Here is a 19,703-nt window from a genome sequence, read left to right as displayed (position 1 = left end):
CAACAGGACACAGGAGTACACATAATGAAAACCGCTTACATTGCCAAACAACGTCAAATTAGCTTCGTAAAATCTCATTTTTCTCGTCAGCTGGAAGAGCGTTTAGGTCTGATCGAAGTTCAGGCTCCGATCCTCAGCCGCGTAGGAGATGGCACGCAAGATAACTTGTCGGGCTGTGAAAAAGCGGTGCAGGTGAAGGTTAAAGCATTGCCAGACGCTCAATTCGAAGTGGTTCATTCACTGGCGAAGTGGAAGCGTCAAACATTAGGACAACACGACTTTAGCGCAGGCGAAGGGCTGTACACGCATATGAAGGCCCTGCGTCCTGATGAAGACCGCCTTTCCCCGCTGCACTCAGTGTATGTTGACCAGTGGGACTGGGAGCGCGTGATGGGCGACGGCGAGCGTCAATTCTCCACTCTGAAAAGCACGGTAGAGGCTATCTGGGCGGGAATTAAGGCTACCGAAGCTGCGGTGAGCAAAGAGTTTGGTCTGGCACCGTTCCTGCCAGAGCAGATCCACTTTGTTCATAGCCAGGAACTGTTATCTCGTTATCCTGGTCTTGACGCAAAAGGTCGTGAACGTGCGATCGCTAAGGAGCTGGGCGCGGTATTCCTGGTGGGGATCGGCGGCAAGCTCAGCGACGGTCACCGCCATGATGTACGTGCGCCGGATTATGATGACTGGAGTTCAGCGTCCGAGCTGGGTCACGCCGGTCTGAACGGTGATATTCTGGTCTGGAACCCGGTACTGGAAGATGCGTTTGAGCTGTCTTCTATGGGGATCCGTGTGGATGCTGACGCTCTGAAACATCAGCTGTCTCTGACCGGAGATGAAGATCGTCTGAGTCTGGAATGGCACCAGGCGCTGCTGCGCGGTGAAATGCCACAGACGATTGGTGGAGGAATTGGGCAGTCGCGTCTGACCATGCTGTTGCTGCAATTACCACACATTGGTCAGGTTCAGTGTGGCGTATGGCCGGCACAGGTACGTGAAAGCGTCGCCTCTCTGTTGTAAGAATTAACGCCGCCAGCGTCTGAGCAGGCGGCTTCGCATCCCGGTATCAAAGCGCCAGATATGATCGAAAATGCGCATGATACCGGGTTTACCATGTGCTGACATCGCCACCGCGTGAAAACGGTGCTGGTGCACCCGCTGTAATTCCCCCACTTTGCTGACAACCTCATCGGGCAATCGCTGAGCGATAAAATCTGAGATCACCACCGCATCAGCATCAAACCATTCCCGACCCTGCATGCGCTCAGTAATGGCGCGAAAACAGCTGGCAATATCGGTACCACCGCGAAAGCGCTGACTTAAAAAACGGATCGCCTGTTCGATGCCCTCCGGGCCGGATAGCTCATAGCGCACTACTTCTGTTGAAAACAGCATGATGAAACAGCGTCGGTTATCGGCAAGGGCGACGCGCATTAGCGCCAGGCAAAAGGCTTTCGCACACTGCTCATTAAAGCCGCCCATCGATCCCGAAGTATCAACGCAGACGATAAAAGGTCCGCGCGGTTGCTCGTCAAAATCCTGATGCACCACGGGGCGTTCCGTGACTTTCTCACGCCATGCTTCGCCGTGCAGGCGATAGGTCAACAACTGCTTTTCCACCAGTCGTCGGTAGAACTCGTATTCCAGTTCGGTAATGCCCAGCGTGGCCAGTTCCGGCGGCAGCAGGCGCAGGATATCGTCGCTTTGCTGGATGCCATCTACTTGCTCCGGGACGGTTGCCGGTTCGCGCACCAGGGTGCGGAAGGTTTCCATTGGCGCATCTTTACGCGGTATGGATTTCGCTTCTCTGGAACGGCCTAACTGCTCAGCCAGACGCTGGAGTTCAGGTTGTTGCGTCAGGAATTCGCCATATTTCACCATCAACTGATAATCACCGCGCTTGATTTGACCTGCGCTCATATCCCACAACCGGCCTGCGGCGTTGTCATTTTCTGCCAGTACGGGTTCCAGTTGCCCGCTGAGGGTCATCCGTTCCTGTACTTCACTGAGCAAATGCTCGCGCTCTTCTTCCAGCAGTTGCTGATTCAGCGTTGTGGTTTGCACCACCAGGCTCAGGCGCCAGCGCTGGAGAAAAAGCGTATGTAGGGCAGGCGTAAACGCGCTGTTGTCATTGACCAGTTGCTGCGCTTGTCCGGCCCATGGCGAATGGAGGTGGTGTAATAGCGACAATATTTGCGGTAGCTGAACGATAAACTGCGCATGAGAGAGGAGCTGGCTTTGTTGATAGCATATAACCTCTTCCGCTAACTCCGGCGGTACATGGGTATCTTTGAGGCGGCTACGCAAAGATTCACGCCAGCGGGGAATATCGTCAGTGATCGCTTTTTTAAGACGAGGGAATTTGTTAAAAAATACCACCATCTTCGGAGAAGCCAGCAGGGCGACGATCATCTCTTCGATCATCGCTTCTTCACTGACTGCCAGCATGATGTTGAGCGTATCAAGGGTCAGCATTGTTGCGCCTGGCGGATTTGTGCCCCGACATCCTGCAGACTGGCCTCAATGCGGCCTAACCAGTCGCTATGAATAAACAGACATTTTTGCTGCTCGCTAAATGCGCTGTGCTGCTGATGCCACTCGTTATCGAGCGCTTCAAGCTCCTGTTTTATTTCAGCGGGCATACTCTCTTGTGATGTACCGGGCAATGCCAGGCGAGAGCCTTGTAAGCTGACGTCGCGTACAACCAGGTGCTGCGCGCTATCCACTTCCATGTTCAGCGTCTGGGCAAAACCGATGCCGTTTAATTTTCCGCGGATCTCACCACCTTTGGTTAACCACAGTTCCAGCGCGCTACGTTCGAAAGCAATATGGATTACTTCCATATCATGCAGCTTTAAGGGCTTTTGCAGTAGTAATGTCACGACGGAAGACGTGGCCTCCGGCGGTAAATCATAATGAGGACGACGGCTGAACATGCCGCCCTGACGGATCACGGTGAATGCTGTTTTATCGCTTTGCTGCTGCTGGAGCTGAATGCGGCGCTGCACAATACTGCCCAGACGGGTCAGCATGGCTTGCTGTTGCCATGCGTGTCCGGTCATCAATATTTCCAGCTGCTGCTGCATTAGATTCAGGCTTTGTGCGTCGTACCACAGGCAATCTTTCAGCAGGATCAGGTCGATGGGAACTACCGCATCACGTCCGCTAAAGAAGGCGCTGGCCTGGAGCAAGCGAATGGCTTTTTTCCAGCGACGATCGGACACGTAGGGGGCATTCGGTAGCGTGTCCAGCTGCTGGCGCAGCATGAAAATAAGCTCAAACACGCGATCGGGAAGCGTGATGGCGCCAATGTCCTTTTGCCACTGGTAATACTCTTCATCCGTTACCTGTAACGATGCCGGGACCGGATTGTCGCTTTCATCCTGCTGACTTAACAGCATCGAGCGGAAGTTGGCCTTGTCCTGGACTTTATCCAGCCACAGACGAATCAGCATACGGTCGTACAGCGCTTCCAGGCTGCTGTCTGCTTCAGGCAGTTCGTTGGAGGCTGCCACCAGCAGGCGCATCGGGATTTTCTCTTCATGCGCGCCGTTGCGGAAGTGGCGTTCGTTGATGGCGGTCAGCAGGGTGTTAAGAATCGCCGGTCCCGCCTTCCAGATTTCATCGAGAAAGACGATTTCAGCTTCAGGGAGATAGCCTGCCGTTAAGCGTTCATAGCGACCTTCGTCTTTTAACGCCTGAATGGACAGCGGGCCGAAAACCTCTTCCGGCGTAGAGAAGCGCGTCATCAGATATTCGAAGGCGCGAGCATTTTGAAAGGCAAATTTCAGTCTGCGGGCAATTAAGCTTTTCGCGATCCCGGGAGGACCTAATAAGAAAACGCTCTCGCCGCTAAGTGCAGCCAGCAGACACAGACGAATGGCGTGGCTACGTTCATAAAGTCCCTTTTCCAGCGCATTGCTCAGACGGGAAATTCTTTCCGCTAATAAATGTGGGTGAGCCATAATGAAGTGGCGTCCTTTCGCCAAATGTACTGCATAAACAGCGAGTATAGATGCTTCACACCAGTGCAGTAATAGACTGAAGGTGCGCTTATTTTTCTTTGAGCCAGATTAATCTGGTCTCATTTAGGGGTACGATTTTGCGATTAATCGTGCATACTGTGCGCCTTTTTGTGGGCCAAGGGACGACGCACACATTTCTTATATATACACCAAATCAATCAAGCTGCACCAAGGCGGCAATGGAGTTTTCTTCTGGGATGGGGGGAATAACGAATGCAGCCCACGCGGAGGTGGCTTGAAAGATGATGTGTATAAACGAAAGACGAGTCTATGAGCACTGATAATAAACAATCATTGTCTGCGATTACCCTTGCGGCCATTGGGGTTGTCTACGGTGATATTGGTACCAGCCCACTTTATACGCTTCGTGAATGTTTGTCCGGCCAGTTTGGTTTTGGCGTTGAACGTGACGCCGTATTTGGCTTTCTCTCGCTGATTTTCTGGCTGCTGATCTTTGTTGTCTCCATTAAATACCTGACGTTTGTCATGCGCGCGGATAACGCCGGAGAAGGCGGGATCCTGACGCTGATGTCATTGGCCGGGCGTAATACTTCAGCACGAACAACCTCCATGCTGGTGATTATGGGGTTGATTGGCGGCAGCTTCTTCTATGGAGAAGTGGTGATAACGCCTGCTATCTCGGTGATGTCGGCGATTGAAGGTCTGGAGATCATTGCCCCGCAACTGGATACCTGGATTGTTCCGCTCTCGATAATCGTACTGACCCTGCTGTTTTTGATTCAAAAACACGGTACCGGCATGGTCGGTAAGCTGTTTGCGCCGATTATGCTGTTGTGGTTCCTGACGCTGGCGGTGTTAGGCGTGCGCAGTATTATTGGCAATCCGGAAGTGCTGCAGGCGCTCAATCCATATTGGGCGGTGCATTTCTTCCTCGAATTCAAAACGTTGTCCTTTATTGCGCTGGGTGCGGTGGTGTTGTCGATTACCGGTGTTGAAGCGCTGTATGCGGATATGGGCCACTTTGGTAAGTTGCCGATTCGCCTGGCATGGTTCTCCGTGGTATTGCCTTCGCTGGTACTGAACTATTTTGGTCAGGGGGCGTTGCTGTTAAAGCATCCTGAAGCGATTAAAAACCCGTTCTTCCTGCTGGCACCGGACTGGGCGTTGATACCGCTCCTGATCCTCGCCGCGCTGGCAACGGTTATCGCTTCACAGGCGGTTATCTCCGGCGTCTTCTCACTGACGCGTCAGGCCGTGCGTCTGGGGTATTTATCGCCGATGCGTATAATCCATACCTCGGAAATGGAATCGGGCCAGATCTACATTCCTTTCGTTAACTGGATGCTCTATTTTGCAGTGGTTATTGTGATTGTGAGCTTTGAACACTCCAGTAATCTGGCTGCGGCGTACGGGATTGCGGTGACAGGGACGATGGTGCTGACCTCAATTCTGTCGACCACCGTGGCGCGCAAAAACTGGCACTGGAATAAATACTTCGTCTTCCTGATCCTGGTGGCGTTCTTGTGCGTCGATGTTCCGCTGTTCTCCGCGAACCTCGATAAACTGATTTCCGGCGGTTGGCTGCCTCTGACGCTGGGTCTGGTTATGTTCACCATCATGACCACCTGGAAAAGCGAGCGTTTCCGTCTGCTGCGTCGCATGCATGAGCACGGCAACTCTCTGGAGGCGATGATTGCCTCTCTGGAGAAATCACCACCGGTACGCGTGCCGGGAACGGCGGTGTACATGTCTCGTGCATTGAACGTCATCCCGTTTGCGCTACTGCATAACCTCAAACATAACAAGGTTCTGCATGAACGCGTTATTCTGCTGACGCTGCGCACGGAAGATGCGCCATATGTTCACAATGTGCGTAGGGTGCAGATTGAGCAGTTATCGCCCACCTTCTGGCGCGTGGTGGCCAGCTACGGTTGGCGCGAAACGCCGAACGTTGAAGAAGTGTTCCATCGCTGCGGTCTGGAAGGCTTAAGCTGTCGGATGATGGAAACCTCGTTCTTCATGTCGCACGAGTCGTTGATTGTTGGAAAACGACCATGGTATCTGCGTCTGCGCGGCAAACTGTATCTGCTACTACAACGCAATGCGCTGCGCGCCCCGGACCAGTTTGAAATCCCACCGAACCGGGTTATTGAACTCGGTACTCAGGTCGAGATTTAATCTCATCGACGCCCTCTTTCATCGCGAAAGGGGGCGTTTTGTTTTGTCCCTCCCAGTTTTCATTTCATCGAATGATAATCCTTGCGAAACGTTTCGATGGCGATCACATTTTCGTAACTTCGCGGTGGTTTTATCTCCACTCTTCGCTCTACACTTATCTTCAGCGAAACGTTTCGCTAGTGGGGAAAGAAAATGAAGAAAGGCACGGTACTCAACTCTGAAATTTCATCGGTGATCTCCCGTCTGGGGCATACCGATACGCTGGTGGTGTGTGATGCAGGTTTACCCATCCCGAATAGCACAACGCGTATCGATATGGCATTAACCCAGGGCGTACCTTCTTTTATGCAGGTACTGGATGTGGTGACACGTGAAATGCAGGTCGAGGCGGCCATTCTCGCGACGGAAATTAAACAACATAATCCGCAACTCCACGAAACGTTGCTCAGCCACATTGAGCAACTGCAACAACACCAGGGAAACACCATAGAAATTCGTTACACCACGCATGAACAATTCAAAAAACAAACCGCAGACAGTCAGGCGGTAATTCGCAGCGGAGAGTGTTCTCCGTATGCGAATATCATTCTCTGTGCTGGCGTCACGTTCTGAGGCCATCATGAACGCATTACTGCAACTCAAAGGGATCGATAAAGCGTTCCCGGGCGTAAAAGCGCTATCCGGCGCCGCGCTGAATGTCTACCCAGGCCGCGTAATGGCGCTGGTGGGCGAAAACGGCGCGGGCAAATCCACCATGATGAAAGTGCTGACCGGGATCTATACCCGTGATGCCGGTTCTTTATTGTGGTTGGGAAAAGAGACCACCTTTAACGGCCCTAAATCCTCCCAGGAAGCTGGAATCGGTATCATCCACCAGGAGCTGAATTTGATCCCGCAACTCACTATCGCCGAGAACATTTTTCTTGGCCGTGAGTTCGTTAATCGCTTTGGCAAAATTGACTGGAAGAAGATGTACGCCGAAGCCGATCTGCTGCTTGCCAAACTGAATCTGCGCTTTAAAAGCGACAGACTGGTCGGTGAACTGTCGATTGGCGATCAGCAGATGGTTGAAATTGCCAAAGTGCTGAGCTTTGAATCGAAGGTCATCATTATGGATGAACCGACGGATGCGCTCACCGATACCGAAACCGAATCCCTGTTCCGCGTCATTCGCGAACTTAAATCCCAGGGACGCGGCATTGTCTATATTTCTCACCGCATGAAAGAGATCTTCGAGATTTGTGACGACGTGACCGTTTTTCGCGACGGGCAGTTTATTGCCGAGCGTGAAGTCGCCTCGCTGACCGAAGACTCGCTGATTGAAATGATGGTGGGACGTAAGCTGGAAGATCAATACCCGCGCCTGGAAAAAGCGCCGGGTGATATTCGCCTGAAGGTCGATAACCTGTGCGGCCCTGGCGTAAACGATGTTTCATTCACGCTGCGTAAAGGCGAGATCCTTGGCGTATCGGGGCTGATGGGGGCCGGACGTACCGAGCTGATGAAAGTGTTGTACGGCGCATTGCCGCGCACCAGCGGTTACGTCACGCTTGATGGCCATGAAGTGGTCACCCGTTCGCCGCAGGATGGGTTGGCTAACGGCATCGTCTATATTTCTGAAGACCGTAAACGCGATGGTTTAGTGCTGGGCATGTCGGTGAAAGAGAACATGTCACTAACCGCGCTGCGTTATTTCAGTCGCGCTGGTGGAAGCCTTAAACATAAAGACGAGCAGCAGGCGGTAGGTGATTTTATTCGTCTGTTCAATGTTAAAACGCCATCAATGGAACAGGCTATCGGCCTGCTTTCTGGCGGTAATCAGCAGAAAGTGGCGATTGCGCGCGGTCTGATGACCCGACCAAAAGTCCTGATCCTCGATGAACCAACGCGCGGCGTTGACGTTGGGGCTAAGAAAGAAATCTATCAGCTTATCAACCAGTTTAAGGCCGATGGGCTGAGCATCATTCTGGTCTCCTCTGAGATGCCAGAAGTATTGGGCATGAGCGATCGAATTATCGTTATGCATGAAGGGCATCTCGGCGGTGAATTCACTCGCGAGCAGGCCACTCAGGAAGTATTAATGGCTGCCGCTGTGGGCAAGCTTAATCGCGTGAATCAGGAGTAAAAAAGATGACTACCCAGGCTGTTTCTGGTCGCCGTTATTTCACTAAAGCATGGCTTCTGGAGCAAAAGTCGCTCATCGCTCTGTTAGTGCTGATCGCGATTGTTTCCACCATGAGCCCTAACTTTTTTACCGTTAATAACCTGTTCAACATTCTCCAGCAAACGTCGGTCAACGCCATCATGGCCGTTGGCATGACGCTGGTTATCCTGACGTCGGGGATCGATCTGTCTGTCGGTTCTTTGCTGGCGCTTACCGGTGCGGTTGCGGCTTCCATTGTAGGGATTGAAGTCAATGCGCTGGTGGCTGTCGCTGCGGCCCTGGCGCTCGGTGCTGCTATTGGCGCGGTAACCGGGGTGATTGTCGCGAAAGGCCGGGTACAGGCGTTTATCGCGACCCTGGTGATGATGCTGCTGCTGCGTGGTGTGACCATGGTATACACCAACGGCAGTCCGGTTAATACCGGGTTTACTGACAATGCCGATCTGTTTGGCTGGTTTGGTATTGGTCGTCCGTTAGGCGTCCCTACGCCTGTGTGGATTATGGGGATTGTCTTCCTCGCGGCGTGGTACATGCTGCACCACACTCGTCTGGGTCGTTATATCTATGCGCTGGGCGGTAACGAAGCGGCAACGCGCCTGTCCGGTATCAGCGTAAGTAAAATCAAAATTATCGTTTACTCCTTGTGTGGTCTGCTGGCATCGCTGGCGGGCATCATTGAAGTAGCGCGCCTCTCCTCTGCGCAACCGACGGCAGGTACTGGCTATGAGCTGGATGCTATCGCCGCGGTGGTGTTAGGTGGTACCAGCCTGGCGGGTGGTAAAGGACGTATTGTTGGGACGCTGATCGGCGCATTGATTCTTGGTTTCCTCAATAATGGTTTGAATTTGTTAGGTGTATCCTCTTATTACCAGATGATCGTCAAAGCGGTGGTGATTTTGCTGGCGGTACTGGTAGACAACAAAAAGCAGTAACAACGATTACAGGACATCTTAAATATGAACATGAAAAAACTGGCTACCCTGGTTTCTGCTGTTGCTCTGAGCGCCACCGTGAGCGCGAATGCGATGGCGAAAGATACCATTGCGCTGGTGGTCTCCACCCTTAACAATCCGTTCTTTGTTTCTTTGAAGGACGGGGCGCAAAAAGAGGCCGATAAGCTGGGCTACAACCTGGTGATTCTGGACTCACAGAACAACCCGGCGAAAGAGCTGGCTAACGTTCAGGATTTAACGGTTCGTGGAACTAAAATTCTGCTGATTAACCCGACGGACTCCGATGCTGTTGGTAACGCTGTGAAGATGGCTAACCAGGCGAAAATTCCGGTTATCACCCTGGACCGCGTTGCGTCCAAAGGCGAAGTGGTAAGCCATATTGCATCTGATAACGTGCTGGGCGGTAAGATTGCGGGCGATTACATCGCGAAGAAAGCGGGTGAAGGCGCGAAAGTTATCGAACTGCAGGGTATTGCCGGTACTTCAGCGGCGCGTGAGCGTGGTGAAGGTTTCCAGCAGGCTGTTGCGGCACACAAATTTAACGTACTGGCCAGCCAGCCGGCCGACTTCGACCGCACCAAAGGTCTGAACGTCATGCAGAACCTGCTTACCGCGCATCCTGACGTGCAGGCCGTATTTGCCCAGAACGATGAAATGGCGTTGGGTGCGCTGCGCGCACTGCAAACTGCGGGTAAATCTGATGTGATGGTGGTTGGATTTGACGGTACTCCAGATGGCGAAAAAGCAGTAAATGATGGCAAACTGGCTGCGACCATTGCTCAGTTGCCGGATCAGATCGGCGCGAAAGGCGTTGAGACTGCGGATAAAGTCCTGAAAGGCGAGAAGGTTCAGGCTAAATATCCGGTTGACCTGAAGCTGGTCATCAAGCAGTAATACCGATTCAGGTCGCTCGCGGCCTGATGGAGACATAAAGACGCCATCCCCGTATCGGGTTTTGGGGATGAAAGCGTAAAAAGAAAAGCAGGGCACGCGCCACCCTAATCCGGTGGCGCACTTTGACTTGGAACACCAAATATGAAAACCGCAGGCAACCTCGTTGTTCTTGGCAGTATCAATGCCGATCACATCCTCAACCTTAACTCTTTCCCGACACCTGGTGAAACCGTAACCGGTAACCATTATCAGGTTGCATTTGGTGGTAAAGGCGCGAATCAGGCTGTTGCTGCGGGGCGTAGTGGCGCGAATATCGCATTTATTGCCTGTACGGGTGATGATGATATTGGCGAAAGTGTTCGTAAACAGTTAGCTAAAGATAATATCGATATTGCGCCGATTAGCGTAATTTCGGGGGAATCGACCGGTGTGGCGTTGATTTTTGTGAATGGTGAAGGTGAGAACGTCATCGGCATTCATGCTGGTGCGAACGCGGCACTTTCGCCTGCGCTGGTGGAAGCTCAGCATGAGCGTATTGCCCAGGCGTCTGCCTTACTGATGCAGTTAGAGTCGCCGATCGAAAGCGTACTGGCTGCGGCAAAGATTGCACATCAAAATAAGACCACGGTAGCCCTTAACCCGGCCCCGGCACGTGAACTTTCTGACGAACTGCTGGCGCTGGTGGATATTATTACCCCGAATGAAACCGAGGCTGAAAAGCTCACGGGGATCCGGGTTGAAAACGATGAAGACGCGGCCAAAGCTGCGCAGGCATTGCACGCGAAGGGGATCCATACTGTACTGATTACCTTAGGCAGTCGCGGGGTGTGGGCCAGCGTAAATGGTGAAGGTCAGCGTGTGCCAGGGTTTAAAGTGGACGCCGTTGATACCATCGCCGCTGGGGATACCTTTAACGGCGCGTTAATTACAGCGTTACTGGAAGAGACTCCGCTGCCTGAAGCGATCCGATTTGCACATGCCGCTGCGGCGATTGCGGTCACCCGTAAGGGCGCACAGCCTTCCGTTCCATGGCGCGAAGAAATAGAAGCGTTTTTAAGTCAACAGAGGTAACGCTTGGCTACAATGAAGGACGTCGCCCGCCTGGCGGGGGTTTCCACGTCGACGGTTTCTCACGTCATTAATAAAGATCGCTTTGTCAGTGAGTCTGTCACTGACAAAGTTGAAGCGGCGATTAAAGAGCTTAACTACGCGCCCTCAGCGCTGGCGCGTAGTCTCAAGTTAAACCAGACCCACACTATTGGCATGTTAATCACTGCCAGTACCAACCCCTTTTATTCTGAGCTGGTGCGCGGCGTTGAACGTAGTTGTTTTGAACGCGGCTACAGCCTGGTGCTGTGCAACACTGAAGGTGATGAACAGCGCATGAACCGTAATCTGGAAACGTTAATGCAAAAACGGGTGGACGGCTTGCTGCTGCTCTGCACGGAAACACATCAACCTTCCAGGGAGATCATGCAACGCTATCCTTCTATACCGACCGTCATGATGGACTGGTCGCCTTTTGATGGTGAAAGCGATCTGATCCAGGATAACTCCCTGTTGGGCGGGGATTTAGCCACTCAACATCTTATCGAAAAAGGTTTTACGCGCATTGCCTGCATCACCGGGCCGCTGGATAAAACTCCGGCGCGTTTGCGTCTGGAAGGATATCGGGCGGCAATGAAGCGGGCGGGGTTGCCGGTCCCGGAAGGTTACGAGATTACCGGTGACTTTGAGTTCGGCGGCGGCTTTGAAGCTATGCAAACGTTGCTGTCGCATAAACAGCGACCGCAGGCCGTTTTTACCGGCAATGATGCCATGGCGGTTGGCGCGTATCAGGCACTGTACCAATCGGGATTGCGCATTCCGCAGGATATGGCGGTGGTGGGTTATGATGATATCGAGCTGGCGCGCTATATGACGCCGCCGCTGACGACCATCCATCAACCAAAAGATGAACTGGGCGAACTGGCCATCGATGTATTAATCCACCGGATGGCGCAGCCCGCATTACAGCAACAGCGCCTGCAACTTACTCCTGTTTTGATGGAGCGGGGGTCGGTTTAGGATTATGTCGCTCTTTAATCAGATTACGTCCATCTTTTGCTTTTAGCAGCATGAACATCAGCGCAGACACTACCGTGATAGCGCCCATCGTCATAAAGGTGTAGTGGAACTGCTCGACCGTATTGGTTCCTTCCATACCTTCATAGATACGCAGAACGGCAGCGCTGATGGCGACCCCTAAACTGATTGATAACTGCTGAGTAACGGCCAGCACACTGTTGCCGCTGCTGGCGTTTTCATCGGTCAGGTCCGCCAGAGTGATGGTATTCATGGAGGTAAACTGGGTGGACATCGCCATACCCAAAATGAACAACGGCAGGATCAACATCCAGACCGGCATGGCGGGAGATTGCAATGCGAACTGCGCAATCATCAGGCCGATAAATACCGTAACACCCACCAGTGTGGTTCTGTAGCCGAGCCGGCGCAGCACCTGCGTCACCATTGATTTCGCCAGTATTGATCCCAGCGCCGTTGGCGCCATCATGCAACCGGCTATCAGCGCCGGGTATCCAAAGCCTACCTGCAACATTAGCGGCATTAAGAAGGGCACGCACCCTGTACCCAGACGAGTGGCAAGGTTTCCGGCGATCCCGACGGAAAAAGTTCGGGTCTTAAATATAGGAAGCGATATTAGCGGCGTTGGGTGACGACGCGCGTGGCGAATGTAGGCGAGCAGTAACAGAATGCTGGCAAGAATAATGCTGAGCGCTATCCAGGTCTCGACAAGCTTCTCACCGAACAGCTCTACCCCGCTGGAAAACAACACCAGGCTCAAACCAAACAGAAAGAAACCGGTCATATCAAAACCGCGGCGCGGCGTGGTGAAGTTCGGCATATATTTGCGGGCATAGAAGATACCGGCAACCCCAATTGGAATATTAATCAGGAAGATCCAGTGCCAACTGGCCCACGTGACCAGTACACCGCCCAATACCGGACCTAAAATCGGCCCCACAAGTCCAGGCATGGTTACGAAGTTAAGCACCGGAAGCAGTTCGCTGCGGGGGTAAGCACGTAATAATGCCAGACGGGCAACGGGCATCATCATGGCGCCGCCAATGCCCTGAATGACGCGGAAAATCACCAGTTCGCTTAGGGTGCTGGACAGCGCACAGGCCAGCGAACCCAGCGTAAACAGGCTAACAGCTATCATAAAGACGCGCCGGGTACCGAACCTGTCTGCCAGCCATCCACTCACCGGGATCAGCATCGCGACCGTCAGGGTGTAACTGATAATGGCCGACTGCATGGCGAGCGGAGAGCGGTTAAGGCTGTGTGCTATTGCGGGTAAGGCGGTATTGAGGATCGTGGCGTCTAGTGCCTGCATAAAAAAGGCCATGGCTGCTATCCACGGTAGCCCGGCCATACTGCGTGATTTCTTTTCTGACATATTATTTATCCGGTAGCACGTTCGGTGCTATCAGCAATGCCTGACAGGCAGCGAAGGCGCGATCGCCATCGCTCTCATCTATTGCGTCGACAATGGCCTGGTGTAAATCCAGCTTGACCACGTCGTTATAGGTAATAGAGGTAAAGTAGGTCTGGTAAACGGAATGGAAGAGTGATGCGAAGGAGATAAGGAACGGGTTCGCACTCATTTCATAGATGTGTTCATGCCAGGCGATATCAACCTCAATCCAACGCTCGCGTCTGAAGTTTCTTTTCAGCTCGACCATTTCTTCCATCAGCGTGTTGAGATGCGCTTTCTGTTCTGCCGTACCTATAGTCGCCGCCAGTAAACACGCCTGAGGCTCCAGGCTGATACGCATCACCAGAAAATGTTTAATGACCTGAGAGAAATTATCTTCTGTCATCCACCAGGTGAGCAGCTCCTGGTCGAGGAAGTTCCAGTTTGCCTGCGGCATGACGCGTGTACCAATACGCGGGCGCGGTAATACCATACCTTTTGCCGTTAACGTCTTTACCGCTTCTCTTACCGCGGTACGACTCACGCCAAACTGATCGCCCAGCTCTATTTCGCCAGGCAATATAGCGCCCGGTGCGTATTCACCTTTTAATATTCGCTGAGCCAGCTTTTCGGCCAGAACGTAGGACAGGTTTTTCTGTGCGGCTAGCTGTTGGGCATTTAACGGCATGAATGGTTTTCCTTACTTTATTTCTTATTCATTAGTATGCCACCTGGAAGTGTTATTGCGGCTGCAAAAACGGCAATTTGCTTATTTTATGGCATGTTAATGGTGGTTTTGCTGAAAAAACACGCATTCGGAAAGTTATTTTAAATTTCCCCTTGTCAGCCTGAAATAACTCCCTATAATGCGCCTCCACTGACACGGAACAACGGATTACAAACCGCCGGGTCAGCGGAGAAAAGCGAAAATAAACGCTTGACTCTGTAGCGGGATGGCGTAATATGCACACCCCGCGCCGCTGAGAAAAAGCGAAGCGGCACTGCTCTTTAACAATTTATCAGACAATCTGTGTGGGCACTCGAAGATACGGATTCTTAACGTCGCAAGACGAAAAATGAATACCAAGTCTCTGAGTGAACACGTAATTCATTACGAAGTTTAATTCACGAGCATCAAACTTAAATTGAAGAGTTTGATCATGGCTCAGATTGAACGCTGGCGGCAGGCCTAACACATGCAAGTCGAACGGTAGCACAGAGGAGCTTGCTCCTTGGGTGACGAGTGGCGGACGGGTGAGTAATGTCTGGGAAACTGCCCGATGGAGGGGGATAACTACTGGAAACGGTAGCTAATACCGCATAATGTCGCAAGACCAAAGAGGGGGACCTTCGGGCCTCTTGCCATCGGATGTGCCCAGATGGGATTAGCTAGTAGGTGGGGTAACGGCTCACCTAGGCGACGATCCCTAGCTGGTCTGAGAGGATGACCAGCCACACTGGAACTGAGACACGGTCCAGACTCCTACGGGAGGCAGCAGTGGGGAATATTGCACAATGGGCGCAAGCCTGATGCAGCCATGCCGCGTGTATGAAGAAGGCCTTCGGGTTGTAAAGTACTTTCAGCGAGGAGGAAGGTGTTGTGGTTAATAACCGCAGCAATTGACGTTACTCGCAGAAGAAGCACCGGCTAACTCCGTGCCAGCAGCCGCGGTAATACGGAGGGTGCAAGCGTTAATCGGAATTACTGGGCGTAAAGCGCACGCAGGCGGTCTGTCAAGTCGGATGTGAAATCCCCGGGCTCAACCTGGGAACTGCATCCGAAACTGGCAGGCTAGAGTCTTGTAGAGGGGGGTAGAATTCCAGGTGTAGCGGTGAAATGCGTAGAGATCTGGAGGAATACCGGTGGCGAAGGCGGCCCCCTGGACAAAGACTGACGCTCAGGTGCGAAAGCGTGGGGAGCAAACAGGATTAGATACCCTGGTAGTCCACGCCGTAAACGATGTCGACTTGGAGGTTGTGCCCTTGAGGCGTGGCTTCCGGAGCTAACGCGTTAAGTCGACCGCCTGGGGAGTACGGCCGCAAGGTTAAAACTCAAATGAATTGACGGGGGCCCGCACAAGCGGTGGAGCATGTGGTTTAATTCGATGCAACGCGAAGAACCTTACCTACTCTTGACATCCACGGAACTTGGCAGAGATGCCTTGGTGCCTTCGGGAACCGTGAGACAGGTGCTGCATGGCTGTCGTCAGCTCGTGTTGTGAAATGTTGGGTTAAGTCCCGCAACGAGCGCAACCCTTATCCTTTGTTGCCAGCGATTCGGTCGGGAACTCAAAGGAGACTGCCAGTGATAAACTGGAGGAAGGTGGGGATGACGTCAAGTCATCATGGCCCTTACGAGTAGGGCTACACACGTGCTACAATGGCATATACAAAGAGAAGCGACCTCGCGAGAGCAAGCGGACCTCATAAAGTATGTCGTAGTCCGGATTGGAGTCTGCAACTCGACTCCATGAAGTCGGAATCGCTAGTAATCGTGGATCAGAATGCCACGGTGAATACGTTCCCGGGCCTTGTACACACCGCCCGTCACACCATGGGAGTGGGTTGCAAAAGAAGTAGGTAGCTTAACCTTCGGGAGGGCGCTTACCACTTTGTGATTCATGACTGGGGTGAAGTCGTAACAAGGTAACCGTAGGGGAACCTGCGGTTGGATCACCTCCTTACCTTAAAGAACCGACCTTTGTAGTGCTCACACAGATTGTCTGATGAAAAGTAAATAGCAAGGCGTCTTGCGATTGAGACTTCAGTGTCCCCTTCGTCTAGAGGCCCAGGACACCGCCCTTTCACGGCGGTAACAGGGGTTCGAATCCCCTAGGGGACGCCACTTGCTGGTATGTGTGAGTGAAAGTCGCCGACCGAAGTATCTCAAAACAGACTTTCGAGTCTCGTTTGAGATATTTGCTCTTTAAAAATCTGGATCAAGCTGAAAATTGAAACGACACACTGTTTCATTTCTCCGTAAACAAGAAATGAAAAGCGGTGTGTCCGAGTCTCTCAAATTTTCGCAACACTGAAGTGTTTTACGAAACATCTTCGGGTTGTGAGGTTAAGCGACTAAGCGTACACGGTGGATGCCCTGGCAGTCAGAGGCGATGAAGGACGTGCTAATCTGCGATAAGCGTCGGTAAGGTGATATGAACCGTTATAACCGGCGATTTCCGAATGGGGAAACCCAGTGTGATTCGTCACACTATCATTACGTGAATACATAGCGTAATGAAGCGAACCGGGGGAACTGAAACATCTAAGTACCCCGAGGAAAAGAAATCAACCGAGATTCCCCCAGTAGCGGCGAGCGAACGGGGAGCAGCCCAGAGTCTGAATCAGCATGTGTGGTAGTGGAACGGTCTGGAAAGTCCGGCGATACAGGGTGATAGCCCCGTACACAAAAGTGCATGTGTTGTGAACTCGAAGAGTAGGGCGGGACACGTGGTATCCTGTCTGAATATGGGGGGACCATCCTCCAAGGCTAAATACTCCTGACTGACCGATAGTGAACCAGTACCGTGAGGGAAAGGCGAAAAGAACCCCGGCGAGGGGAGTGAAAAAGAACCTGAAACCGTGTACGTACAAGCAGTGGGAGCCTCTTTATGGGGTGACTGCGTACCTTTTGTATAATGGGTCAGCGACTTATATTCTGTAGCAAGGTTAACCGAATAGGGGAGCCGAAGGGAAACCGAGTCTTAACTGGGCGTTAAGTTGCAGGGTATAGACCCGAAACCCGGTGATCTAGCCATGGGCAGGTTGAAGGTTGGGTAACACTAACTGGAGGACCGAACCGACTAATGTTGAAAAATTAGCGGATGACTTGTGGCTGGGGGTGAAAGGCCAATCAAACCGGGAGATAGCTGGTTCTCCCCGAAAGCTATTTAGGTAGCGCCTCGTGAATTCATCTTCGGGGGTAGAGCACTGTTTCGGCTAGGGGGTCATCCCGACTTACCAACCCGATGCAAACTGCGAATACCGAAGAATGTTATCACGGGAGACACACGGCGGGTGCTAACGTCCGTCGTGAAGAGGGAAACAACCCAGACCGCCAGCTAAGGTCCCAAAGTCATGGTTAAGTGGGAAACGATGTGGGAAGGCACAGACAGCCAGGATGTTGGCTTAGAAGCAGCCATCATTTAAAGAAAGCGTAATAGCTCACTGGTCGAGTCGGCCTGCGCGGAAGATGTAACGGGGCTAAACCATGCACCGAAGCTGCGGCAGCGACACTATGTGTTGTTGGGTAGGGGAGCGTTCTGTAAGCCGTTGAAGGTGGCCTGTGAGGGTTGCTGGAGGTATCAGAAGTGCGAATGCTGACATAAGTAACGATAATGCGGGTGAAAAACCCGCACGCCGGAAGACCAAGGGTTCCTGTCCAACGTTAATCGGGGCAGGGTGAGTCGACCCCTAAGGCGAGGCCGAAAGGCGTAGTCGATGGGAAACAGGTTAATATTCCTGTACTTGGTGTTACTGCGAAGGGGGGACGGAGAAGGCTATGTTAGCCGGGCGACGGTTGTCCCGGTTTAAGCATGTAGGCGGAGATTCCAGGTAAATCCGGAGTCTTGTTAACGCTGAGGTGTGATGACGAGGCACTACGGTGCTGAAGTAACAAATGCCCTGCTTCCAGGAAAAGCCTCTAAGCATCAGGTAACACAAAATCGTACCCCAAACCGACACAGGTGGTCAGGTAGAGAATACCAAGGCGCTTGAGAGAACTCGGGTGAAGGAACTAGGCAAAATGGTGCCGTAACTTCGGGAGAAGGCACGCTGATATGTAGGTGAAGTGATTTACTCATGGAGCTGAAATCAGTCGAAGATACCAGCTGGCTGCAACTGTTTATTAAAAACACAGCACTGTGCAAACACGAAAGTGGACGTATACGGTGTGACGCCTGCCCGGTGCCGGAAGGTTAATTGATGGGGTTATCCGTAAGGAGAAGCTCTTGATCGAAGCCCCGGTAAACGGCGGCCGTAACTATAACGGTCCTAAGGTAGCGAAATTCCTTGTCGGGTAAGTTCCGACCTGCACGAATGGCGTAATGATGGCCAGGCTGTCTCCACCCGAGACTCAGTGAAATTGAACTCGCTGTGAAGATGCAGTGTACCCGCGGCAAGACGGAAAGACCCCGTGAACCTTTACTATAGCTTGACACTGAACACTGGTCCTTGATGTGTAGGATAGGTGGGAGGCTTTGAAGTGTGGACGCCAGTCTGCATGGAGCCAACCTTGAAATACCACCCTTTAATGGCTGGTGTTCTAACGTAGACCCGTAATCCGGGTTGCGGACAGTGTCTGGTGGGTAGTTTGACTGGGGCGGTCTCCTCCTAAAGAGTAACGGAGGAGCACGAAGGTTAGCTAATCCTGGTCGGACATCAGGAGGTTAGTGCAAAGGCATAAGCTAGCTTGACTGCGAGAGTGACGGCTCGAGCAGGTGCGAAAGCAGGTCTTAGTGATCCGGTGGTTCTGAATGGAAGGGCCATCGCTCAACGGATAAAAGGTACTCCGGGGATAACAGGCTGATACCGCCCAAGAGTTCATATCGACGGCGGTGTTTGGCACCTCGATGTCGGCTCATCACATCCTGGGGCTGAAGTAGGTCCCAAGGGTATGGCTGTTCGCCATTTAAAGTGGTACGCGAGCTGGGTTTAGAACGTCGTGAGACAGTTCGGTCCCTATCTGCCGTGGGCGCTGGAGAATTGAGGGGGGCTGCTCCTAGTACGAGAGGACCGGAGTGGACGCATCACTGGTGTTCGGGTTGTCATGCCAATGGCATTGCCCGGTAGCTAAATGCGGAAGAGATAAGTGCTGAAAGCATCTAAGCACGAAACTTGCCCCGAGATGAGTTCTCCCTGACCCTTTAAGGGTCCTGAAGGAACGTTGAAGACGACGACGTTGATAGGTCGGGTGTGTAAGCGTAGCGATACGTTGAGCTAACCGATACTAATGAACCGTGAGGCTTAACCTTACAACGCCGAAGATGTTTTGGCGGATGAGACATCGAAATTCAGCTTGATTACAGATTACATCGACAGACCTGAGAGGTGTG

Annotated in this window: 12 protein-coding genes, 1 tRNA gene and 2 rRNA genes; 11 read left to right on the top strand and 4 right to left on the bottom strand. The window is 52.4% G+C overall.

What is annotated here, in order from left to right; all coding sequences use genetic code 11:
- Positions 1-24 precede the first annotated feature (24 nt).
- Positions 25-1,017 (top strand): aspartate--ammonia ligase, encoded by a 993-nt coding sequence (gene asnA / locus HV237_RS24030; RefSeq protein ID WP_016155087.1) that lies wholly within the window; start codon positions 25-27, stop codon positions 1,015-1,017.
- 3 nt (positions 1,018-1,020) lie between these two features.
- Here the strand turns inward: asnA and viaA are convergent, their stop codons facing one another.
- Entirely contained in the window at positions 1,021-2,472 is a 1,452-nt protein-coding gene (gene viaA / locus HV237_RS24025; RefSeq protein ID WP_047358451.1) for an ATPase RavA stimulator ViaA, read from the bottom strand.
- On the bottom strand, positions 2,466-3,962 hold the full coding sequence (ravA, locus tag HV237_RS24020) for an ATPase RavA (RefSeq protein WP_047358450.1): 1,497 nt from the start codon (positions 3,960-3,962) through the stop codon (positions 2,466-2,468). The genes viaA and ravA overlap by 7 nt, the downstream gene beginning before the upstream one ends.
- Positions 3,963-4,292: 330 nt before the next feature.
- On the opposite strand from ravA, the gene kup reads away from it, so the two are divergent.
- The 7 genes from kup to rbsR all read left to right on the top strand — a co-directional run bounded on the left by kup (position 4,293) and on the right by rbsR (position 12,239).
- Positions 4,293-6,161, top strand: coding sequence for a low affinity potassium transporter Kup (kup, locus tag HV237_RS24015; protein ID WP_003023768.1), 1,869 nt, complete (start codon positions 4,293-4,295; stop codon positions 6,159-6,161).
- A 192-nt stretch (positions 6,162-6,353) separates the two neighbouring features.
- Positions 6,354-6,773, top strand: coding sequence for a D-ribose pyranase (rbsD, locus tag HV237_RS24010; RefSeq protein ID WP_016155090.1), 420 nt, complete (start codon positions 6,354-6,356; stop codon positions 6,771-6,773).
- 7 nt (positions 6,774-6,780) lie between these two features.
- Positions 6,781-8,286, top strand: coding sequence for a ribose ABC transporter ATP-binding protein RbsA (gene rbsA, locus HV237_RS24005; RefSeq protein WP_003023764.1), 1,506 nt, complete (start codon positions 6,781-6,783; stop codon positions 8,284-8,286).
- 5 nt (positions 8,287-8,291) lie between these two features.
- Positions 8,292-9,257, top strand: a complete 966-nt coding sequence (gene rbsC / locus HV237_RS24000; RefSeq protein WP_003023762.1) for a ribose ABC transporter permease — start codon at positions 8,292-8,294, stop codon at positions 9,255-9,257.
- Positions 9,258-9,281: 24 nt separating this feature from the next.
- Complete coding sequence (gene rbsB, locus HV237_RS23995; RefSeq protein WP_003023760.1) at positions 9,282-10,172, top strand: ribose ABC transporter substrate-binding protein RbsB; 891 nt, start codon at positions 9,282-9,284, stop codon at positions 10,170-10,172.
- A 141-nt stretch (positions 10,173-10,313) separates the two neighbouring features.
- On the top strand, positions 10,314-11,243 hold the full coding sequence (gene rbsK / locus HV237_RS23990; protein ID WP_016157826.1) for a ribokinase: 930 nt from the start codon (positions 10,314-10,316) through the stop codon (positions 11,241-11,243).
- Positions 11,244-11,246: 3 nt separating this feature from the next.
- Complete coding sequence (gene rbsR / locus HV237_RS23985) at positions 11,247-12,239, top strand: ribose operon transcriptional repressor RbsR (protein WP_016155093.1); 993 nt, start codon at positions 11,247-11,249, stop codon at positions 12,237-12,239.
- On the opposite strand, the gene mdtD is transcribed toward rbsR, so the two are convergent.
- Both mdtD and HV237_RS23975 read right to left on the bottom strand, forming a co-directional pair.
- Positions 12,205-13,632: a multidrug transporter subunit MdtD gene (mdtD, locus tag HV237_RS23980; RefSeq protein WP_047358449.1), complete on the bottom strand. Its 1,428-nt coding sequence runs from the start codon at positions 13,630-13,632 to the stop codon at positions 12,205-12,207. The two genes, rbsR and mdtD, sit on opposite strands and share 35 nt — an antisense overlap.
- Before the next feature lies 1 nt (position 13,633).
- Positions 13,634-14,338, bottom strand: a complete 705-nt coding sequence (locus tag HV237_RS23975; protein WP_016157828.1) for a FadR/GntR family transcriptional regulator — start codon at positions 14,336-14,338, stop codon at positions 13,634-13,636.
- A 454-nt stretch (positions 14,339-14,792) separates the two neighbouring features.
- Between HV237_RS23975 and HV237_RS23970 the strand changes: the two genes are divergently transcribed.
- The 3 genes from HV237_RS23970 (at position 14,793) to HV237_RS23960 (ending at position 19,622) form a co-directional block, all read left to right on the top strand.
- Positions 14,793-16,334, top strand: a 16S ribosomal RNA gene (locus HV237_RS23970).
- A gap of 85 nt (positions 16,335-16,419) precedes the next feature.
- Positions 16,420-16,495 (top strand) — tRNA-Glu (locus HV237_RS23965).
- 220 nt (positions 16,496-16,715) lie between these two features.
- Positions 16,716-19,622: ribosomal RNA gene (locus HV237_RS23960) — 23S ribosomal RNA — on the top strand.
- Together the 16S and 23S rRNA genes with 1 tRNA gene alongside form the textbook arrangement of a ribosomal RNA operon.
- Positions 19,623-19,703: the final 81 nt, after the last annotated feature.

Origin of the sequence: Citrobacter sp. RHBSTW-00570 (assembly GCF_013739755.1) — a bacterium.
Classification (GTDB): Bacteria; Pseudomonadota; Gammaproteobacteria; order Enterobacterales; family Enterobacteriaceae; genus Citrobacter; species Citrobacter braakii.
Note: the sequence above shows the minus strand (reverse complement) of the source record. Positions and strands in the feature narration are given on the sequence as shown.

Bases quoted from the DNA above. Each gene is read 5' to 3' on its own strand.
- asnA (WP_016155087.1), top strand. From the start codon at position 25: ATGAAAACCGCTTACATTGCCAAACAACGTCAAATTAGCTTCGTAAAA.
- viaA (WP_047358451.1), bottom strand. From the start codon at position 2,472: ATGCTGACCCTTGATACGCTCAACATCATGCTGGCAGTCAGTGAAGAA.
- ravA (WP_047358450.1), bottom strand. From the start codon at position 3,962: ATGGCTCACCCACATTTATTAGCGGAAAGAATTTCCCGTCTGAGCAAT.
- kup (WP_003023768.1), top strand. From the start codon at position 4,293: ATGAGCACTGATAATAAACAATCATTGTCTGCGATTACCCTTGCGGCC.
- rbsD (WP_016155090.1), top strand. From the start codon at position 6,354: ATGAAGAAAGGCACGGTACTCAACTCTGAAATTTCATCGGTGATCTCC.
- rbsA (WP_003023764.1), top strand. From the start codon at position 6,781: ATGAACGCATTACTGCAACTCAAAGGGATCGATAAAGCGTTCCCGGGC.
- rbsC (WP_003023762.1), top strand. From the start codon at position 8,292: ATGACTACCCAGGCTGTTTCTGGTCGCCGTTATTTCACTAAAGCATGG.
- rbsB (WP_003023760.1), top strand. From the start codon at position 9,282: ATGAACATGAAAAAACTGGCTACCCTGGTTTCTGCTGTTGCTCTGAGC.
- rbsK (WP_016157826.1), top strand. From the start codon at position 10,314: ATGAAAACCGCAGGCAACCTCGTTGTTCTTGGCAGTATCAATGCCGAT.
- mdtD (WP_047358449.1), bottom strand. From the start codon at position 13,632: ATGTCAGAAAAGAAATCACGCAGTATGGCCGGGCTACCGTGGATAGCA.
- HV237_RS23975 (WP_016157828.1), bottom strand. From the start codon at position 14,338: ATGCCGTTAAATGCCCAACAGCTAGCCGCACAGAAAAACCTGTCCTAC.